Origin of the sequence: Blastococcus sp. TML/C7B (assembly GCF_016612845.1) — a bacterium.
Classification (GTDB): Bacteria; Actinomycetota; Actinomycetes; order Mycobacteriales; family Geodermatophilaceae; genus Blastococcus.
Window position 1 is genome coordinate 570,987 of sequence record NZ_JAEOAA010000001.1, and the last position, 16,207, is coordinate 587,193.

The window sequence follows — 16,207 nt, forward strand, 5'->3', positions numbered from 1 at the left end:
CCGGCTCCCCCCGAGGGCAGAAATGGCCATGTCTGCCCTCGGGGGGTGACCCGTCGGGGGACGCGAGGGCGCGCCCCGGTCCGCCGTGGGGCACCATTCCCCTGGTCAGGAACGCTGATCCGCACGACCCGACGAAGGAGGAGCCACCCGTGGCCCACAGTGTGTCGCCGACCCCGCTCGGGACGACCGCCGGAGCCGAGGAGCCCTCGGTCGGGGCCCTCGTCCAGAGCGCGATGGCCGACATGTCCACCCTGGTCCGCGCCGAGATCGAGCTGGCCAAGGCCGAGGTCGGCAAGTCCGCGAAGAAGGCCGGCATCGGTGGTGGCCTGTTCGGCGCCGCCGCGGTGGTCGCGGGCTTCTCGATGTTCTTCGTCTTCATCGCGCTGGCCGAGGGGCTGACCGCGATCGGCCTCCCCCGGTGGCTGTCCTACCTGCTGGTGTGGGTCTTCCTGCTGCTGCTGGCCGGGCTCCTCGCGCTGGTGGGCAAGCGCCTGATCTCCAAGATCGAGAAGCCCGAGCGCACGCTGGAGACCCCTCTCCGACCTGCCGGACGTGCTGCACCGCGAGGCTCCTGGCCAGCGGCACCGGGCCGTGCCCGAGGTGAGCGGCGGCAAGGTCGCGCTGCGCGGCAACGAGTCCTACAAGCTCTGAGCCGGCGGTGACCGTCCCGCCGGACGGGCAGCCGGACGCGACCAGCGTCCTGCTGCCGGGGCCGTGGACCCACCGGGACGTCTCGGCCAACGGCATCTCGCTGCACACCGCCGAGGCGGGCGAGGGTCCGCTGGTGCTGCTCCTGCACGGCTTCCCGCAGTTCTGGTGGGCCTGGCGGGCCCAGCTCACCGCCCTGTCCGCGGCGGGTTTCCGCGTGGTCGCGCCCGACCTGCGCGGCTACGGCGCGAGCGACAAGCCGCCGCGCGGCTACGACCTGCCCACCGCGGCGGCCGACGTCGCCGCGCTGGTGCGCGCCCTGGGCGAGCGGGACGCCGTGCTGGTCGGGCACGACTGGGGTGCCCTGGTCGCCTGGACGACGGCCGCGCTGCACCCGCGCAGCGTCCGCCGCCTCGTCGTCCTGTCCATGGCGCATCCGCGCCGGCTGCGCGCCGGGATGGCCGACGCCGCGCAACGGCGGGCGTTCCGCTACTTCCTGGGCGCCCAGCTCCCGCGGCTGCCCGAGCGCCGGCTGACCCGTGCCGACGACGACCCGGTGGCCGAGCTGCTGCGCGACTGGTCGGGCCCGGCGTGGACGCAGGCGCCCGGCTTCGCCGAGGCCGTCGACCGGTACCGCTCCGCCGCCCGCATCCCGCAGGCCGCCTACGGCTCGATGGAGTACTTCCGCTGGGCGGGCCGCTCGCAGCTGCGGCCCGACGGCCTGCGGTACGCCCGGCGGATGGCCGCGCCGATCTCCGCGCCGACGCTGCAGCTGCACGGCGAGCTCGACGGGTGCGTGCTGCCGGCCACCGCGGCGGGCTCGGGCCGCTACGTCGCCGGTGCCTACGAGTGGCGCGAGCTGCCCGGTCGGGGGCACTTCCTCCCCGAGGAGGCCCCCGACGAGATCAGCGCGGCCATCGCCGACTGGGCCCGCTGAGGCTCACTCGCAGGGGCCGGTCCCGACGGTCGCGCGGGCGGTCGTGCCGGCCAGTGCAGCGTCCTCGACCTCGGCGCCGGTGAGCGCGTAGCCGGTGTCCGGGTCGTCGATCGCCGAGGCGAAGACCACGCCGAGCACCTGGCCGTCGGGCGCGAGCAGCGGGCCGCCGGAGTTGCCGGCCCGCACGGTGCCGAACAGCGCGTACACGTCGCGGACGACGGTGCGGCTGCCCCGGAAGTCCGGCCCGCTGATGTCGCCCTGGTCGCGGATCCGCGCGGCACCGACGAAGAAGTCCCCGCCCCCGGGGTAGCCCATGATGATCGCGTCGTCCCCGGCCGCGGCCGGCGCCGTGGTGAGCGTCAGCGGCACCTGCGGCAGGCCCGGCACGAGCAGGACGGCGACGTCGATCGCCTCGTCCACGTACACCGGCGTCGCGTCGTACTCCTCGCCCTCGGCCTCGACGGTGGGCTCGGTGACCCCGGCGAGCACGTGCGCGTTGGTCATGACCCGCTCCGGCGCGTAGACGAAGCCGGAGCCGTCGATCTGCCGCGAGCAGGACGGCGCGATCCCGGTGATCTTGACGACCGAGCCGCGCACGGAGGTGACGACCTGGCTGCCCTCGAGCGCGGGGTCCGGCGCCGGCACGTCGCGGACCCGTGTCGGGGTGAGCGGGTCGAGCACGTCGGGCAGCCCCCGCCGGTCGATGGCCTCGCGGAGGCTGTCGTAGACCGACCGGACGCCGGAGGGCACGGTGCTGTCGACGGCCTGCACCAGCGCCGACTGCCGCACCTGCGCGGCCACCTGCGGGAACGGCGAGCTGGCCAGCGGCGAGGCGACCATCCAGGCGACCAGCAGGACGGCGGCCGCGGAGACGACGGCACCGGCGACCGAGTCCAGCATCTTCGCCGGCTCCCAGGTCACCGTGCGCCGGACCGCCCGGCCGATCGCCCCGGCCAGGATCTGCCCGAGCAGCGCCCCGGCGAGGACGACGACGAGCGCGGCGAACACCCGGGTGACGCTGGAGCCGTCGATCCGCTCGGCGACCGGCCCGGACAGCTGGGCGCCGAGCACCGCGCCGCCCAGGAAACCGGCGATCGAGGTGGCCGACACGAGCAGCCCCTGCCGGAACCCGGACAGCGCGAAGGCCATCGCCAGCACGATCAGCACCACGTCCACCAGCGACACGGTCAGCCCCCCTGGCTCACCGTCATGGTGCCCACCTGGCCGAGCTGGGTGTGGAACGTGCAGGTGAACGGGTGGTCGCCGGGCACGGCGACCTCGAAGTCGATGGTCAGCTCCTGGCCGGGGGCCAGGAAGTCGATGCCGGCGCCGATCGGTTCGGGCCCCTCGCCCTCGTCGAACTTCAGGTTGTGGGTCATCTCGTCGGCGGCGTTGACCACCGTCAGCCGCACCTTCCCCGGCGCGACGGTGAAGGTGTCCGGGGTGAAGACGTAGTCGTCCTGGGTCCGGATCGTGACCTCCTGGACGCCGTCCTCGGCGATGGTCACCACCCCGAGAACCTCGGTCGAGGCCGACGTCCCGTCGCCCCCGCCGCCGTCCCCGCCGTCGTCGCCCCCGCAGCCGGTGAGCGCCCCGACCGCGAGCACCGCCCCGGCGCACAGCGCCGCCGTCCGCCGCCTCGCGCCCGCCCTCATCGGGGAGGGACCGTACGCGTCGGCGGGCCGTCGGGCGCGGGATCGGCCACCGTCGGCGCGGCGGCGTCGCCGGCCGGGTCGTCGTCCCCGGAGCCGGGCAGCGTGTACCGCTTCGGCCGGGCCGCGCCCATCGTGCGGACGTCGCGCTGGTCCCACGGCCGGGTCAGGCCGGCGGCCTCCAGGATCGTGTCGACCAGCCCGGCGGTGAAGCCCCACACCTCCATGTCGGCGACGGCGAAGGCCGGGCCGATGTAGCCCGACGGGTGGCGCAGCCGGTAGCGGTTGGCCGGGTCGACCAGCTCGGCCAGCGGCACCCGGGCCACGCGGGCCACCTCGTGCGGATCGCCGACGGTGACGTCCCGCGGGTCGTCCCACCAGCCGACGACCGGCACCACGAGCCGGTTCGACGGCGGCAGGTAGAGCTCCTGCAGCGTGGCCAGCACGCGCACGCTCTCGGGGTGGATGCCGGCCTCCTCGTGCGCCTCGCGCAGCGCGGTGCCGATCGGGAAGTCGTCACCGGCCTCGGCCCCGCCACCGGGGAAGGCGGGCTGGCCGGCGTGGCTGCGCAGGTGCGCGGACTTCTCGATGAACAGCAGGTCCGGGCCGGCCGGGCCCTCGCCGAACAGGATCAGCACGGCCGCGCGCCGGGCGGTGGCCGAGGGCTCCGGCATCCGGCGGGCCAGGGGCAGGTCGTCGGCGGCGTCCAGCAGCCGCCGCAGGTACTCGGGCACCCCGTCGGTGCGGACGTGGTCCGCTGCGCTCACAGCTGCACCCCGAGGTGCTCGGCGACGAGGGTGCGCAGCTCCTCGACCGAGGTCACCTGACCGACCTCGGTGTGCACCAGCGCGCCGTCGGCGTCGAGGAAATAGGTGAACGGCAGCGCGTTGATGCCGAGCTCGTCCATGAGCTCACCGTCCCCGTCGAAGGCACCCGGAAACGTGATCCCCAGATCAGCGGCGAGCGAGTCGGCCTGCGGCGCACCGTCCTTGCTGATGACGCCGAGCACGCGGACCCGGTCGCCGGCCGCCGTCGCGAACTCCTGGATCAGCGGCAGCTCGGTGCGGCAGGGCGCGCACCAGCTGCCCCACAGGTTGACCAGCGTCGGGACGCCCGGTGCCCGTCCGAGGTCGAGCGAGCCCCCGCCCAGGCAGTCGAAGACCAGCGGGGGCAGGGTCGCCGCGCCCGCGGCCGGCTGGTCCGGCTGCTCGGGGCATGGTTCCAGGGCGGTGGCGTCGGCGAGGGTGCGCGAGGGGGCGGCGTCGTCGGCGTCGTCACCGGTGCAGGCGGTGAGGGCGAGCAGCGCGGCGAGCCCCAGGAACCGGACGCGCATCACTCGGTGTCCGAGGCCGCGGGGGTCTTGACCAGCTTCCCGGCGACCTCGGGGTCGACCGGGCCGATGCCGTAGGAGGGGCACCACTGCGCCAGCCCGCATGCCCCGCACGCGGCCTTCTTGGCGTGGCACACGCGCCGGCCGTGGAAGATCACGCGGTGGGAGAAGTCGGTCCACTCCTTCTTCGGGATCAGCTCGGCGATCTGCGCCTCGACCTTGACCGGGTCTTCCTCCTCGGTCCAGCCGAAGCGGCGCACCAGCCGGCCGAAGTGCGTGTCGACGGTGAGCCCGGGGATGCCGAACGCGTTGCCGAGGACGACGTTGGCCGTCTTGCGCCCGACGCCGGGCAGCGTGACGAGGTCGGCCATCCGGCCGGGCACCTCGCCGTCGAACCGCTCCACCAGCGCCTGCGCCAGCCCGAGGGCCGAGTTCGTCTTCGCGCGGAAGAAGCCGGTGGGCTTGAGGATCTCCTCGAGCTCGGCGCGGTCGGCACCGGCGAGGGCGTGCGCGTCCGGGAAGCGGGCGAACAGCCGCGGGGTGACCTTGTTGACCATCTTGTCCGTCGTCTGCGCGGACAGCACGGTGGCCACGAGCAGCTCGAAGGCGTTCGTGAAGTCCAGCTCGCAGTGCGCGTCGGGGTGGATGACGGCCAGCTCGCGCGCCATGCGCCGGGCCCGGCGGGTGCGACCGAGCGGGGTCTCGCCCGGATCGAAGGGGGAGGCCCCCGTGCGGGCGGCCTTCGTGGGCCGGCGGGGCTTGACCGGGCGCGCGTAGGCCGGCGACGGAGCGGGGGCGGACACGCGACCGAGCGTAGGCGGCCCGGCTGACAGGGAGCGGTCGTGCCAGAATCGAGAACGGCCGATCCCGCGTCCCGCGGGCCGGCGACGCGTCGCACGAGGTCGGGAGGAGGTCGCCGTGGTCGCGCTGAGCGTCATCCTCTTCCCGCCCCTGCTGATCGCCTTCCTGCTCGTCATGGAGCGCGTCGAGGAGCCGTTGCGCCGTCCCGCCTCGCCGCGCGAGGTCGGCGAGTTCCTCGACACCGCCACCGCCGACGAGGTCGACACGCTGGCCTCCTCGGGCATCCGCCGGGCGCTGTTCCGCTGGCGACGCCGCCGCAAAGGCGGCGCGAGCACCACGAACCCCCCGCTGGTCTGACCCCCGGCCGGGGCGCCTGTGAGCCGGCGCACTCGCTCGCAGGGGGGACACCGGGTGCCACCGAACGGGTGACCCGGGGCACAGGCCCCTAGACTCGCTGCGGACACGGGAGCAATGCGCCCGTCGAGCAGCAGTGGGAAAGGACGTGCAGTGGACGAGGTGCTGGCCCAGTCGGGGCTCTTCCAGGGGCTGTCGGAAGACGCGGTGGACCCCGTCCTCAGCCGGCTCGAGATCGTCACGCTCCCCCGCGGCCGCGTCGTCTTCAACGAGGGCGAGCCCGGCGACAGCCTCTACATCGTGATGACGGGCAAGATCAAGCTCTCCCGCCGCGCCCCCGACGGCCGCGAGAACGTGCTGGCCGTAATGGGCCCCTCCGACCAGTTCGGCGAGCTGTCGGTCTTCGACCCCGGCCCGCGGACGGCGACGGCGACCGCGGTCACCGACGTCCGCCTGGCCCGCATGCCGCAGTCGGTGCTGCGCCCGTGGATCGAGGCGCACCCGGAGATCGGCGAGCAGCTGCTCCGCGTGCTGGCCCGCCGCCTGCGCCGCACCAACGACTCCGTCGCCGACCTGATCTTCACCGACGTCCCCGGCCGCGTGGCCAAGGCGCTGCTGCAGATGGCCGACCGCTTCGGCAACCGCGAGAGCGACGGCCTGCGCGTCAAGCACGACCTCACCCAGGAGGAGCTGGCCCAGCTCGTCGGCGCCTCCCGCGAGACGGTCAACAAGGCGCTGGCCGACTTCGTGCACCGCGGCTGGATCCAGCTGCAGGGCAAGTCGGTCGTCGTCCTCGACGAGGAGCGCCTGCGCCGCCGCGCGAGGTGACCTGAGCGTTGAACGCCAGAGGCCCGGAACCGTCACGGTTCCGGGCCTCTGTCGTTCGATGCCCTACTTCTTCGTCATAGCCACCAGGGGGACCTTCTCCCCGTTGGGCAGGACTGCGAAGCGGCCCTCGTCGGTCTGCTCGAACTCGGGCAGGATCGGCTCGATCGGGTCCGGCGGGGAGCCGGCGAGCGCGGCGGAGACGTCGGCGAACCGGCCCAGCTGGGACAGCGTGTGCGACGTCGGCGGCAGCATCGGCCGGGTCCCGGCGTGGTGCTCGGCCAGCGCGGCGGCCGGCGAGAGCCAGGCGGCCTCGTCGGCCTCCCCGGAGACGTCGCGCGCCTCCTGCCCGGCCGGCAGCGCCGCCACGAAGAACTTGGTGTCGTAGCGGCGGGACTCCATCGGCGGGGTGATCCAGTGCGCGAAGGGGCGTAGCAGGTCCGAGCGCAGCACCAGGCCGCGGCCGGCGAGCAGCTCGGTGAGCGACAGGTCGCGGCGCAGCAGCGCCTGGCGCTGCTGCTCCCAGTCGTCGCCGGAGACGTCCGGCACGACCGCACCCTCGGCGGGCCCGGCCAGCAGGACGCCGGCCTCCTCGAAGGTCTCCCGCACCGCGGCGCAGACCAGCTCGCGGGCCAGCCGCTCGTCGCAGCCGAAAGCGGCCGCCCACTCGGCGGGCGTCGGGCCGGCCCAGCCGATCTCGGTGTCGGCGTCGCGCTCGTCGACGCCGCCACCTGGGTAGGCGGTCATCCCGCCGGCGAACGGCATGCCCTTGGTGCGCCGCAGCAGGTACACCTCGAGGCCGGGATCGCCGTCGCGGACGACGAGGACGGTGGCCGCGTGCCGGATGTCGGCGCTCATCGCAGCTCGACCGTCAGCTCGACCTCGACCGGGGAGCCCAGCGGCAGCTCGGCGACGCCGACGGCGCTGCGGGCGTGCCGGCCGGCGTCCCCGAAGATCTTCGCGAGGAACTCGCTGGCGCCGTTGATCACCCGCGGCTGGCCGGTGAAGCCCTCCGCGCTGGCCACGTAGCCGACCACCCGCACCACGCGGGCCACCTCGTCCAGGCCCACCAGGTCGTCGACGGCGGCGAGGGCGTTGAGCGCGCACACCTTGGCGTCGGCGGCCGCGGCCTCCACGTCGACCGAGCCGCCGACCTTGCCGGTGCGGCGCAGCCCGCCGTCGACGAACGGCAGCTGGCCGGAGGTGAACACCAGCGACCCGGTGCGCACGGCCGGCACGTACGCGGCGACCGGCGCGGCCACGGGCGGCAGCCGGATGCCCAGTTCGGCGAGCCGGGCGTGCCAGCCGCCCGCGGGCGCCGTCACGCCGGGCGCTTGAGGTACGCGACGAGCTGGTCGGACCCGCTCGGGCCGGGGAGCACGGTGACCAGCTCCCAGCCGTCCACGCCCCAGGAGTCGAGGATCGCCTTGGTGTTGTGGATGAGCAGCGGGATGGTGGCGTACTCCCAGCGCTGGCGTGCCGATTCCGTCATGCGCGCGACGCTAGCGCAGCGGGCGGCGCCCGCCGAGCATGCGTCCCCGGCTGCGCCGGGCCGGGCGACCGACCTGCTCCTACGCTGGAGCGGTGAGCCCCGACCCCTCGTCCGCGCGCCTGCACGTCGTCACCGGCAAGGGCGGGACGGGGAAGACCACCGTCGCGGCGGCGCTGGCGCTCGCACTCGCGGCCGACGGGCGCTCGGTGCTCCTCGTCGAGACCGAGGGCCGCCAGGGCATCGCCCAGCTGTTCGACACCGCGCCGCTGCCCTACGAGGAGCGCCGCGTGGCCGTGGCCCGCGGCGGCGGCGAGGTGCGCGCGCTGGCCATCGACGTCGAGGAGGCGCTGCTGGACTACCTCGACATGTTCTACAACCTGCGCCGCGCCGGCCGGGCGCTGCGCAAGATGGGCGCGATCGACTTCGCCACGGCCATCGCCCCGGGCCTGCGCGACGTGCTCATCACCGGGAAGATCAAGGAGGCGGTCAGCCGCCGCAAGGACGGCCACCCGGTCTACGACGCCGTCGTCGTCGACGCGCCGCCCACCGGCCGGATCACGCGCTTCCTCGGCGTCACCGGCGAGATGTCGCAGCTGGCCCGCTCCGGCCCCATCAAGACCCAGAGCGACGGCGTGATGGCGGTGCTGAAGTCGCCGCAGACCGCCGTCCACCTGGTCACGATCCTCGAGGACATGCCCGTGCAGGAGACCGCCGACGCGATCGCCGAGCTGCGCGAGGCCGGGCTGCCGATCGGCTCGGTGATCGTCAACCTGGCCACCGAGCCCGTGCTCCCGCCCGCTGACCTCGCCCGCGCCGCGGACGACGGGCTCACCGGCGCCGACCTCGCCCCCGCGCTGGCCGCCGCGCACCTGCCCGGCGACGGCGCGGTCGCCGAGGCGCTGGCCACCCAAACCGTCGAGCACGCCCGCCGCTGGGCCGCTCAGGACGCGCTGCGCGACGACGTCGAGGCGCTCGGCCAGCCCACGGTCGAGCTGCCGCTGCTCACCGGCCCGGTGGACCTCGGCTCGCTGTTCGAGCTCGCCGGACGGCTCGAGGAGCACCTGCTCGCCGAGGACGTCGCCGCGTGACCGCCGCCCGGCCCCGCCCGCAGGCACCCGCGCTCGACCTCGGCGCGCTGATCGCCGACCCGGCGACCCGGATCGTCGTCTGCTGCGGCGCCGGCGGCGTCGGCAAGACGACGACGTCGGCCGCGCTCGCCCTGGCCGCCGCCGAGGCCGGCCGCAGCGTCGTCGTCCTCACCATCGACCCGGCCCGCCGGCTGGCGCAGTCGCTGGGCCTGACCGAGCTCGACAACGAGCCGCGGCGGGTCGACGTCCCGGGGGCCCCGGGCGAGCTGCACGCGATGATGCTGGACATGAAGCGGACGTTCGACGACGTCGTCGCCGCGCACTCGACGCCCGAGCGGGCCCAGCAGGTCCTGGACAACCCCTTCTACCAGACCCTGAGCTCGTCGTTCTCCGGGACGCAGGAGTACATGGCGATGGAGAAGCTGGGGCAGCTGCGGGCCAGCGACCAGTGGGACCTCATCGTCGTCGACACCCCGCCGTCGCGGTCGGCGCTGGACTTCCTCGACGCCCCGAACCGGATGAGCCGCTTCCTCGACGGCACGATGATCCGGCTGCTCATGGCGCCCAGCCGGGCCGGTTTCAAGTTCGCCAGCGCCGGCTTCCTGCTGTTCAGCCGGATCGTGTCGAAGATCCTCGGCGGCCAGCTGCTGCGCGACATCTCCGCGTTCGTCGCCGCGCTGGACACCATGTTCGGCGGCTTCCGCGAGCGGGCCACCGCCACCTACGAGCTGCTCCGCAAGCCGGGGACGTCGTTCGTCGTCGTCGCCTCCCCGGAGCCGGACGCGCTGCGCGAGGCCTCCTACTTCGTCGACCGGCTCTCCGCCGACGAGATGCCGCTGGCCGGGCTGGTCGTGAACCGCACCCACCCGCCGGCCACCGCCGCGCTGTCGGCCACCCGCGCCGAGGCCCGCGGCCGAGGAGGTGCTGGAGGCCGGTGGGCCCGACGCGCCGCTGGCCGCGGCGGCACTGCGGGTGCACGCCGAGCGGATGACGCTGGCCGCGCGCGAGCAGCACCTGGCCGACCGGTTCACCAGCGCCCACCCGGAGGTCGCCGTCCGCACCGTGCCGGCCGCTGCCGGCGACGTCCACGACCTGGACGGGCTGCGCACCATGGCCGACGCGCTGACCGGCGCCGACGGGGACACGCCGACCGGCACGCCGCGCACGCGCATCCTCCCCGCGCGCCGAGGCTGAGCCGGGGTTCCTGTCGGCCCCGCGCCGTACATTGGGCGGCGATGTCGGACAACGCCCGCCTCCGCACCCGCCTGCTCGCCAAGCTCGCCCTGACGATCGTCGTCGCCGGGGTGCTCGTGGCCGGTCTCCTGCTGCCGTGGGTCGGGGGCGGCGGGCTGGTCGCCCGCAACTCGGCGAACCTGCTCGACGCGCTGCCGGTGGAGCTGACCGACTGCGACGCCGGCCGGGATGACGAAGGTGCTCGCCGCCGACGGGCAGCTGATCACCAACCTGTACGACAAGAACCGGACGCCCGTTGCCTCGGACGAGATCGCCGACGTGATGAAGCAGGCGCTGGTCGACATCGAGGACTCGCGCTTCTACGACCACAACGGGCTCGACGTGCAGGGCACGATGCGCGCGCTGGTGAAGAACCTGGTCGCGGGCTCGGTGCAGGAGGGCGGCTCGACCCTCACCCAGCAGCTGGTCAAGCAGACGCTGCTGCAGACGGCGGACACCGCCGAGGCCCGCACCGCGGCCACCGAGCAGACGCCGGCGCGCAAGCTGCGCGAGGCGCGGCTGGCGCTCGCGCTCGAGGAGACCTACGACAAGGACGAGATCCTCACCCGGTACCTGAACATCGTGTACTTCGGGAAGGGCGCCTACGGCATCCAGGCCGCGGCCCAGCGCTACTTCAGCGTCGACGCGCGCGACCTGACGCTCCCGCAGGCGGCGATGCTCGCCGGGCTGGTGCAGAGCCCGTTCCTCGACGACCCGATCGACAACCCGGAGAACGCGCAGACGCGGCGCAACCAGGTGCTGAAGCGGATGTTCGACCTCGGGCACATCACCGAGCAGCAGTACACCGAGATCGCGGCCACCCCCGTCGAGGTCGCGCCCGGCATCCCCCCGGCCAACGGTTGCATCGACGCCACCATCGGCGGCTTCTTCTGCGCCTACGCCGTCAACTACCTCACCGGGGAGCTCGGCCTCACCGAGAGCCAGTTGAAGACCGACGGGCTGACCATCCAGACCACGCTGCGCCCGGACATGCAGGTGCTGGGGGACCAGGCGGTGCTCAACACGCTGCCCATGGGCGACCCCCTCGCCGGCATGTACACCGCACTGGAGCCGGGCACCGGCAAGCTGCTGGCGATGAGCGTCAACCGGCGCTTCGGCTGTGACGGCCAGGAGTGCGAGTCGGTCATCCTGAACGCCCGCGCCAGCCAGGGCGCGGGTTCGACGTACAAGGTCTTCACCGCCGCCGCAGCGCTCGCCGAGGGCATCCCGGCGACCACGACGATCTCCACCCCGGGCGACCGCTACACCTCCCGGATCTTCCGCGGCCCCAGCTGCGGCGCCGACCGCAACGGCACCAACGCGCGCGGCATGTACTGCGTGCAGAACGTGGGCAACTACCCGGACACGCTCGACATGCGCGGCGCCCTGGTGCGCTCGTCCAACACCTACTTCCTGGCCCTGCTCGACCAGCTGGGCAGCGTCGAGCAGCCGGTGCGGATGGCCCAGGCGATGGGGCTGCGGTCCCTCGACCCGGTGGCCGACCAGATCATCGCCGAGCGCCGCGGCTCGTTCACCCTCGGGTCGGAGGCCACCAGCCCGCTGGACCTCGCCAGCGCCTACGGCACCATGGCGGCCAACGGCACGGCCTGCCCGCCCACGCCGATCGATGGCGTGCTGGACCGCTTCGGTGAGCCGCTCGAGAAGGACGACGGCACGCCGGTGTGGGCCGGCAACGCCTGCACCCCGGAGGCGATCCCGCCGGGCGTGGCCACCACGCTGAACGACATCCTCAAGGGTGACGTCATGAGCCCGGAGGGCACCGGCACCCGGGCCGCCGTCCCGGGCGTCGACATCGCCGGCAAGACCGGCACCTCGCAGAACAACTTCTCGGTGGCGTTCGTCGGCTACACCCCGCAGTACGCGGCCAGCGTGATGGTGCTCAACCCCAAGGAGAACCAGGACGTCGGCGGCTTCGGCGGCAACAAGCCGGCCACCATCTGGCACGACGCCATGGCGCCGATCCTGAGCGCCCAGCCGAACGTGCCGTTCGCCCCGCCGGACCCGCAGGTGCTCAACGGCCGCAGCGTTCCGGTGCCGAGCTGCTCCTCCCCCGCCGAGTGCGAGCAGGCCCTCACCGCCGCCGGCCTGCAGGTCACCAGCCGCACGGTGGAGAGCGACTCCCCCCGCGGCACCTTCCTGGGCACCAGCCCGGCGGTCGGTCAGCAGGCCTACGTGCGGGAGCCGGTGGCGATCCTGGTCAGCGCCGGGCCGCGGCCGGTCGAGACGCCGTCGCCGACGCAGCAGCCCGACCCCACCCAGCAACCGCAGCAGCAGCCCCAGCCCCAGCCACCCGCTCCGGGTGGGCCGCAGGGCCCGGGCGGAGGGCCCCGCACCCAGCCGGGCGAGCCGGCGCCCGAGCCGCCGCCGGCACCCGAGCCCCCGCCGGCGCCCTGAGCCGGCTCAGCCGAGCTGGCGGCGCACCTCGGCGGCCACGCGCCCGCCGTCGGCCCGACCCGCGACGACGCCGTTCGCCGCGCCCATGACCTTGCCCATGTCCTTCATGCCGGAGGCCCCGGTGCGGGTGATCACGTCGGCGACGATCGCGGCCAGGTCGGCGTCCTCCAGCTGGGCCGGCAGGTAGCCGGCGAGCACCTCACCCTCGGCCCGCTCGCGCTCGGCCTGCTCGGCCCGGCCGGCCCCGGCGAACGCCTCCGCGGCCTCCTTGCGCTTCTTCGCCTCGCGGCGCAGCACCGCCTGCACCTCGTCGTCGTCGAGCTCGCGGGCCTCCTTGCCGGAGACCTCCTCCGCGCTCACGGCGGTCAGCACCATGCGCAGCGTCGCGGTGCGCAGCTCGTCGCGGGCCTTCATGGCGGTGGTCAGGTCGTCGCGCAGCTGCTTCTTCAGGTCACTCACGTTCCCAGCCTGGCACGGCGGCCCGCGGGCCCGCGCCCGTAGGCTCCCCGGTGTGCGCTGGTACACCGTCCCCGCAGCCCTCGCCGCCACCGGCGCCGGCACGATCGCCTACGCGAGCCTCTACGAGCGCACCCGCTGGACGCTGCGCCGCTTCGAGGTGCCGGTGCTCGCGCCGGGCTCCGCGCCGCTGACCGTCCTGCACCTGTCCGACCTGCACATGACCGCGACCCAGCGGTCCAAGCAGGAGTGGGTCGCAGCTCTGGCCGCCCTCGAGCCGGACCTGGTCATCAACACCGGCGACCAACCTGGCCGGCTTCGACGCCGTCCCGGGCACGCTGCGGGCGCTGGACCCCCTCATGGACCGGCCGGGCGCCTTCGTCCTGGCCAGCAACGACTACTACGCGCCCCGGCCGAAGAACCCGTTCAAGTACTTCTTCCCCAGCCACAAGCGGGTGCACGGCGACGAGCTGCCCTGGCGGGACCTGCGCGACGGCATGCGCGACCGCGGCTGGCTGGACCTCACCAACGGCGCCGGCGAGCTCGTCGTCGGCGACCGGCGGATCGCGCTCGCCGGTGTCGACGACTCGCACCTCAAGCGCGACCGGTACGACGTCGTCGCCGGGCCCGCCGACCGCTCCGCCGATCTGCGCCTGGGCCTGGCGCACTCCCCCGAGCCGCGGGTGCTCGACCGGTTCGCCTCCGACGGCTACGACCTGATGCTGTGCGGGCACACCCACGGCGGCCAGCTCCGGGTGCCCTTCTACGGCGCGCTGGTCACCAACTGCGGCATCGACCGCGACCGGGTGCGCTGGCTGCACCGCTGGGCGGAGCCGGACGCCGAGCGCCCGAACGGCACGTGGCTGCACGTCTCGGCAGGTCTCGGGACCAGCCCCTACGCCCCGGTCCGCTTCGCCTGCCCGCCCGAGGCCACGCTGCTCACCCTCGTCGCGCGGGAGGCCGCAGCCGCCGCCGCCCCCGCCGGTCGGGGCGCGAGCGGGGAGCGCTAGACTCGTCCAGCGCACCTCGGGGTGTGGCGCAGCTTGGTAGCGCGCGTCGTTCGGGACGACGAGGCCGCAGGTTCAAATCCTGTCACCCCGACCAGCACTCAGGGGCCGCCGATGGCGGCCCCTGAGTCGTTTCCGGTCAGGGGCAAGATGGTGCGGTGACGTCCGAGCCGACCGCCCCCGCCCTTCCCCCCGAGGTCACCGCCCGCTGGCAGGCGCGCTTCCGCGCCCCGCGGGTGTCGCTGCCGGACTGGGCGTTCGACGCCCCGCACCGCAACCTCTACGCCTCCGACGTCAGCGGCGTCATCGAGCAGTACGCGTGGGACCGCTCGACCGGCACCCACCGCCAGGTCACCGACCGGCCGAACGGCACGCTCATCGGCACGCTGAGCCCCGACGGCGAGACGATCTGGTGGTTCGCCGACACCGACGGCGACGAGTTCGGCGTCTGGATGACCCAGCCCTTCGCCGGCGGCCCCGACGTCGTCGCCGTCCCCGAGGTCGGGCCGGCCTACCCGGCGGGCCTGGAGCTCGGCGACGACGTGGTGGCCATCGGGCGCTCCACCGACGACGGCAGCGAGCTGTGGCTCTGCCCCCGCGGCGCCGACCCGCGGGTGGTCTACCGGCACCCCGACCCGGCGTCGGTCGACGCCCTCACCCACGACGGCGACCTGCTGGTCATCTCGCACTCCGAGCACGGCGACCCGCGCTACCCGGCGCTGCGCGTGCTGCGGACCGCCGACACCACCGAGGAGGCGCCGGCCGTCGTCGCCGAGAAGTGGGACGGCGAGGGCCTGGGCCTGCACGCCTCGGAGTTCGCGCCGCTGCCCGGGGACACCCGGCTGCTGGTCGGCCACGAGCGCCGCGGCCGCGAGGAGCTGCTGATCTGGGACGTCGCGACCGGCACCGAGACCGAGCTCGACCTGGACCTGCCCGGCGACGTCTCGGCCGGCTGGTACCCCGACGGCAGCGCGCTGCTGGTGGGCCACGACCACGCCGCCCGCACCGAGCTCTACCGCTACGACCTGGCCAGCGGGGCCCTGGAGAAGCTGGACACGCCGACCGGCGTCGTCCGCGGGGCCACCGCGCGCCCGGACGGAACGGTGGAGCTGGCCTGGTCCAACGCCGAGCTGCCGCCGGTGATCCGTCGCGCGGACGGGCCCGTCGTCCTCTCGGTGAGCGAGGAGGAGCCGCCCGCGGCCTACCCGGTCGAGGACCGCTGGGTGCCCGGCCCGGGCGGGGACATCCACGCGCTGCTGGTGCGCCCGGCCGGCGACGGGCCGTACGCGACCGCGTTCCTCGTGCACGGCGGCCCCGAGGCGGCCGACGACGACTCCTACCGCGCCCGCCGTGCGGCCTACGTGGACGCGGGCTACGCCGTCGTCCACGTCAACTACCGGGGCTCCACGGGCTACGGCTCGGCCTGGCGGGACGCGCTCACCGGCCGTCCGGGCCTGACCGAGCTGGAGGACATCGGCGCCGTCTACGACGCCCTGGTCGCCGAGGGGATCGTCGACCCGGCCCGCGCGCTGCTGACCGGCGGCTCGTGGGGCGGCTTCCTCACCCTCCTCGGCCTGGGCACCCAGCCGGAGCGCTGGGCGGCCGGCATCGCCGAGGTGCCGGTGGCGGACTACCTGGCCGCCTACGAGGACGAGATGGAGGGCCTGCGGGCCTACGACCGCGCGCTGTTCGGCGGCTCACCGGACGAGGTGCGCGACGTGTACGTGCGCTCCTCGCCGATCACCTACGTCGACGCCGTCGCCGCCCCGGTGCTGGTGGTCGCGGGCGCCAACGACCCCCGCTGCCCCATCCGGCAGATCGACAACTACCTGGCCCGGCTGGCCGAGCTCGGCAAGGAGCACGAGGTCTACCGCTTCGACGCCGGCCACGGCTCGCTGGTCATCGAGGAGACCATCCGCCAGGTCGAGGTCGCCCTCGCCTTCGCCCTCCAGCACGTCAAGCCGTGAGC

General features: G+C 74.5%; 18 protein-coding genes, 1 tRNA gene and 1 pseudogene. 11 read left to right on the forward strand and 9 right to left on the reverse strand.

Annotated elements, in window-relative coordinates:
- Window positions 1-149: 149 nt before the first annotated feature.
- Window positions 150-662 carry a phage holin family protein gene (locus tag JKP76_RS02840; protein ID WP_309232819.1) on the forward strand — a complete coding sequence of 171 codons (513 nt, stop codon included), beginning with the start codon at window positions 150-152 and terminating at the stop codon, window positions 660-662.
- On the forward strand, window positions 659-1,585 hold the full coding sequence (locus tag JKP76_RS02845) for an alpha/beta fold hydrolase (protein WP_200489469.1): 927 nt from the start codon (window positions 659-661) through the stop codon (window positions 1,583-1,585). The genes JKP76_RS02840 and JKP76_RS02845 overlap by 4 nt, the downstream gene beginning before the upstream one ends.
- Window positions 1,586-1,588: 3 nt before the next feature.
- On the opposite strand, the gene JKP76_RS02850 is transcribed toward JKP76_RS02845, so the two are convergent.
- From JKP76_RS02850 to nth, 5 genes are read right to left on the reverse strand one after another with little or no spacing between them, the layout of a single operon-like run.
- Window positions 1,589-2,761 carry a MarP family serine protease gene (locus tag JKP76_RS02850; protein WP_309232820.1) on the reverse strand — a complete coding sequence of 391 codons (1,173 nt, stop codon included), beginning with the start codon at window positions 2,759-2,761 and terminating at the stop codon, window positions 1,589-1,591.
- Window positions 2,762-2,772: 11 nt separating this feature from the next.
- On the reverse strand, window positions 2,773-3,240 hold the full coding sequence (locus JKP76_RS02855) for a cupredoxin domain-containing protein (RefSeq protein ID WP_200489471.1): 468 nt from the start codon (window positions 3,238-3,240) through the stop codon (window positions 2,773-2,775).
- The gene (locus tag JKP76_RS02860) at window positions 3,237-4,004 is read right to left on the reverse strand and encodes a CoA pyrophosphatase (RefSeq protein WP_309229412.1); all 768 of its coding nucleotides are present in this window, start codon (window positions 4,002-4,004) and stop codon (window positions 3,237-3,239) included. Before JKP76_RS02860 ends, JKP76_RS02855 begins: the two co-directional genes overlap by 4 nt.
- The gene (locus JKP76_RS02865; RefSeq protein ID WP_200489472.1) at window positions 4,001-4,570 is read right to left on the reverse strand and encodes a TlpA disulfide reductase family protein; all 570 of its coding nucleotides are present in this window, start codon (window positions 4,568-4,570) and stop codon (window positions 4,001-4,003) included. The genes JKP76_RS02860 and JKP76_RS02865 overlap by 4 nt, the downstream gene beginning before the upstream one ends.
- Window positions 4,570-5,370 (reverse strand): endonuclease III, encoded by an 801-nt coding sequence (gene nth, locus JKP76_RS02870; protein WP_309232821.1) that lies wholly within the window; start codon window positions 5,368-5,370, stop codon window positions 4,570-4,572. Before nth ends, JKP76_RS02865 begins: the two co-directional genes overlap by 1 nt.
- A gap of 115 nt (window positions 5,371-5,485) precedes the next feature.
- Between nth and JKP76_RS02875 the strand changes: the two genes are divergently transcribed.
- Complete coding sequence (locus JKP76_RS02875; RefSeq protein WP_200489474.1) at window positions 5,486-5,725, forward strand: hypothetical protein; 240 nt, start codon at window positions 5,486-5,488, stop codon at window positions 5,723-5,725.
- A 150-nt stretch (window positions 5,726-5,875) separates the two neighbouring features.
- A complete protein-coding gene (locus JKP76_RS02880) occupies window positions 5,876-6,550 on the forward strand; it encodes a Crp/Fnr family transcriptional regulator (protein WP_091987614.1) in 675 nt (224 codons plus the stop codon).
- Between the two features lie 63 nt (window positions 6,551-6,613).
- Here JKP76_RS02880 and JKP76_RS02885 read toward each other — a convergent pair whose 3' ends face one another.
- Genes JKP76_RS02885 through JKP76_RS02895 form a run of 3 tightly spaced genes read right to left on the reverse strand, consistent with a single transcriptional unit; the run spans window position 6,614 to window position 8,039 of the window.
- The gene (locus JKP76_RS02885; protein ID WP_200489475.1) at window positions 6,614-7,405 is read right to left on the reverse strand and encodes an NUDIX domain-containing protein; all 792 of its coding nucleotides are present in this window, start codon (window positions 7,403-7,405) and stop codon (window positions 6,614-6,616) included.
- The gene (locus tag JKP76_RS02890) at window positions 7,402-7,872 is read right to left on the reverse strand and encodes a RidA family protein (protein WP_200489476.1); all 471 of its coding nucleotides are present in this window, start codon (window positions 7,870-7,872) and stop codon (window positions 7,402-7,404) included. Before JKP76_RS02890 ends, JKP76_RS02885 begins: the two co-directional genes overlap by 4 nt.
- A complete protein-coding gene (locus tag JKP76_RS02895) occupies window positions 7,869-8,039 on the reverse strand; it encodes a hypothetical protein (RefSeq protein WP_091767663.1) in 171 nt (56 codons plus the stop codon). Before JKP76_RS02895 ends, JKP76_RS02890 begins: the two co-directional genes overlap by 4 nt.
- Before the next feature lie 92 nt (window positions 8,040-8,131).
- Between JKP76_RS02895 and JKP76_RS02900 the strand changes: the two genes are divergently transcribed.
- From JKP76_RS02900 to JKP76_RS02910, 4 genes and pseudogenes are all read left to right on the forward strand, one after another.
- Window positions 8,132-9,127, forward strand: a complete 996-nt coding sequence (locus tag JKP76_RS02900) for an ArsA-related P-loop ATPase (protein WP_309229410.1) — start codon at window positions 8,132-8,134, stop codon at window positions 9,125-9,127.
- Window positions 9,124-9,939 (forward strand): annotated as a pseudogene (locus JKP76_RS02905) (ArsA family ATPase); the annotation flags it as partial. The gene JKP76_RS02900 and the pseudogene JKP76_RS02905, both read left to right, overlap by 4 nt.
- Before the next feature lie 109 nt (window positions 9,940-10,048).
- Window positions 10,049-10,321, forward strand: a complete 273-nt coding sequence (locus tag JKP76_RS20170) for a hypothetical protein (RefSeq protein ID WP_242471161.1) — start codon at window positions 10,049-10,051, stop codon at window positions 10,319-10,321.
- 228 nt (window positions 10,322-10,549) lie between these two features.
- Window positions 10,550-12,775: a transglycosylase domain-containing protein gene (locus JKP76_RS02910; RefSeq protein ID WP_242471162.1), complete on the forward strand. Its 2,226-nt coding sequence runs from the start codon at window positions 10,550-10,552 to the stop codon at window positions 12,773-12,775.
- 6 nt (window positions 12,776-12,781) lie between these two features.
- On the opposite strand, the gene JKP76_RS02915 is transcribed toward JKP76_RS02910, so the two are convergent.
- Window positions 12,782-13,234: a GatB/YqeY domain-containing protein gene (locus JKP76_RS02915; protein ID WP_200489478.1), complete on the reverse strand. Its 453-nt coding sequence runs from the start codon at window positions 13,232-13,234 to the stop codon at window positions 12,782-12,784.
- 356 nt (window positions 13,235-13,590) lie between these two features.
- On the opposite strand from JKP76_RS02915, the gene JKP76_RS02920 reads away from it, so the two are divergent.
- The 3 genes from JKP76_RS02920 (at window position 13,591) to JKP76_RS02930 (ending at window position 16,205) form a co-directional block, all read left to right on the forward strand.
- Window positions 13,591-14,241, forward strand: a complete 651-nt coding sequence (locus JKP76_RS02920; protein WP_242471163.1) for a metallophosphoesterase — start codon at window positions 13,591-13,593, stop codon at window positions 14,239-14,241.
- 17 nt (window positions 14,242-14,258) lie between these two features.
- Window positions 14,259-14,335, forward strand: a tRNA-Pro gene (locus tag JKP76_RS02925).
- Between the two features lie 61 nt (window positions 14,336-14,396).
- Entirely contained in the window at window positions 14,397-16,205 is a 1,809-nt protein-coding gene (locus JKP76_RS02930; protein ID WP_200489479.1) for a prolyl oligopeptidase family serine peptidase, read from the forward strand.
- The last annotated feature ends 2 nt before the right edge of the window (window positions 16,206-16,207 follow it).

Coding starts and splice junctions, on each gene's coding strand:
- JKP76_RS02855 (WP_200489471.1), bottom strand. CDS start 3,240: ATGAGGGCGGGCGCGAGGCGGCGGACGGCGGCGCTGTGCGCCGGGGCG.
- JKP76_RS02865 (WP_200489472.1), bottom strand. CDS start 4,570: ATGCGCGTCCGGTTCCTGGGGCTCGCCGCGCTGCTCGCCCTCACCGCC.
- JKP76_RS02885 (WP_200489475.1), bottom strand. CDS start 7,405: ATGAGCGCCGACATCCGGCACGCGGCCACCGTCCTCGTCGTCCGCGAC.
- JKP76_RS02895 (WP_091767663.1), bottom strand. CDS start 8,039: ATGACGGAATCGGCACGCCAGCGCTGGGAGTACGCCACCATCCCGCTG.
- JKP76_RS02910 (WP_242471162.1), top strand. CDS start 10,550: ATGACGAAGGTGCTCGCCGCCGACGGGCAGCTGATCACCAACCTGTAC.
- JKP76_RS02920 (WP_242471163.1), top strand. CDS start 13,591: ATGGACCGGCCGGGCGCCTTCGTCCTGGCCAGCAACGACTACTACGCG.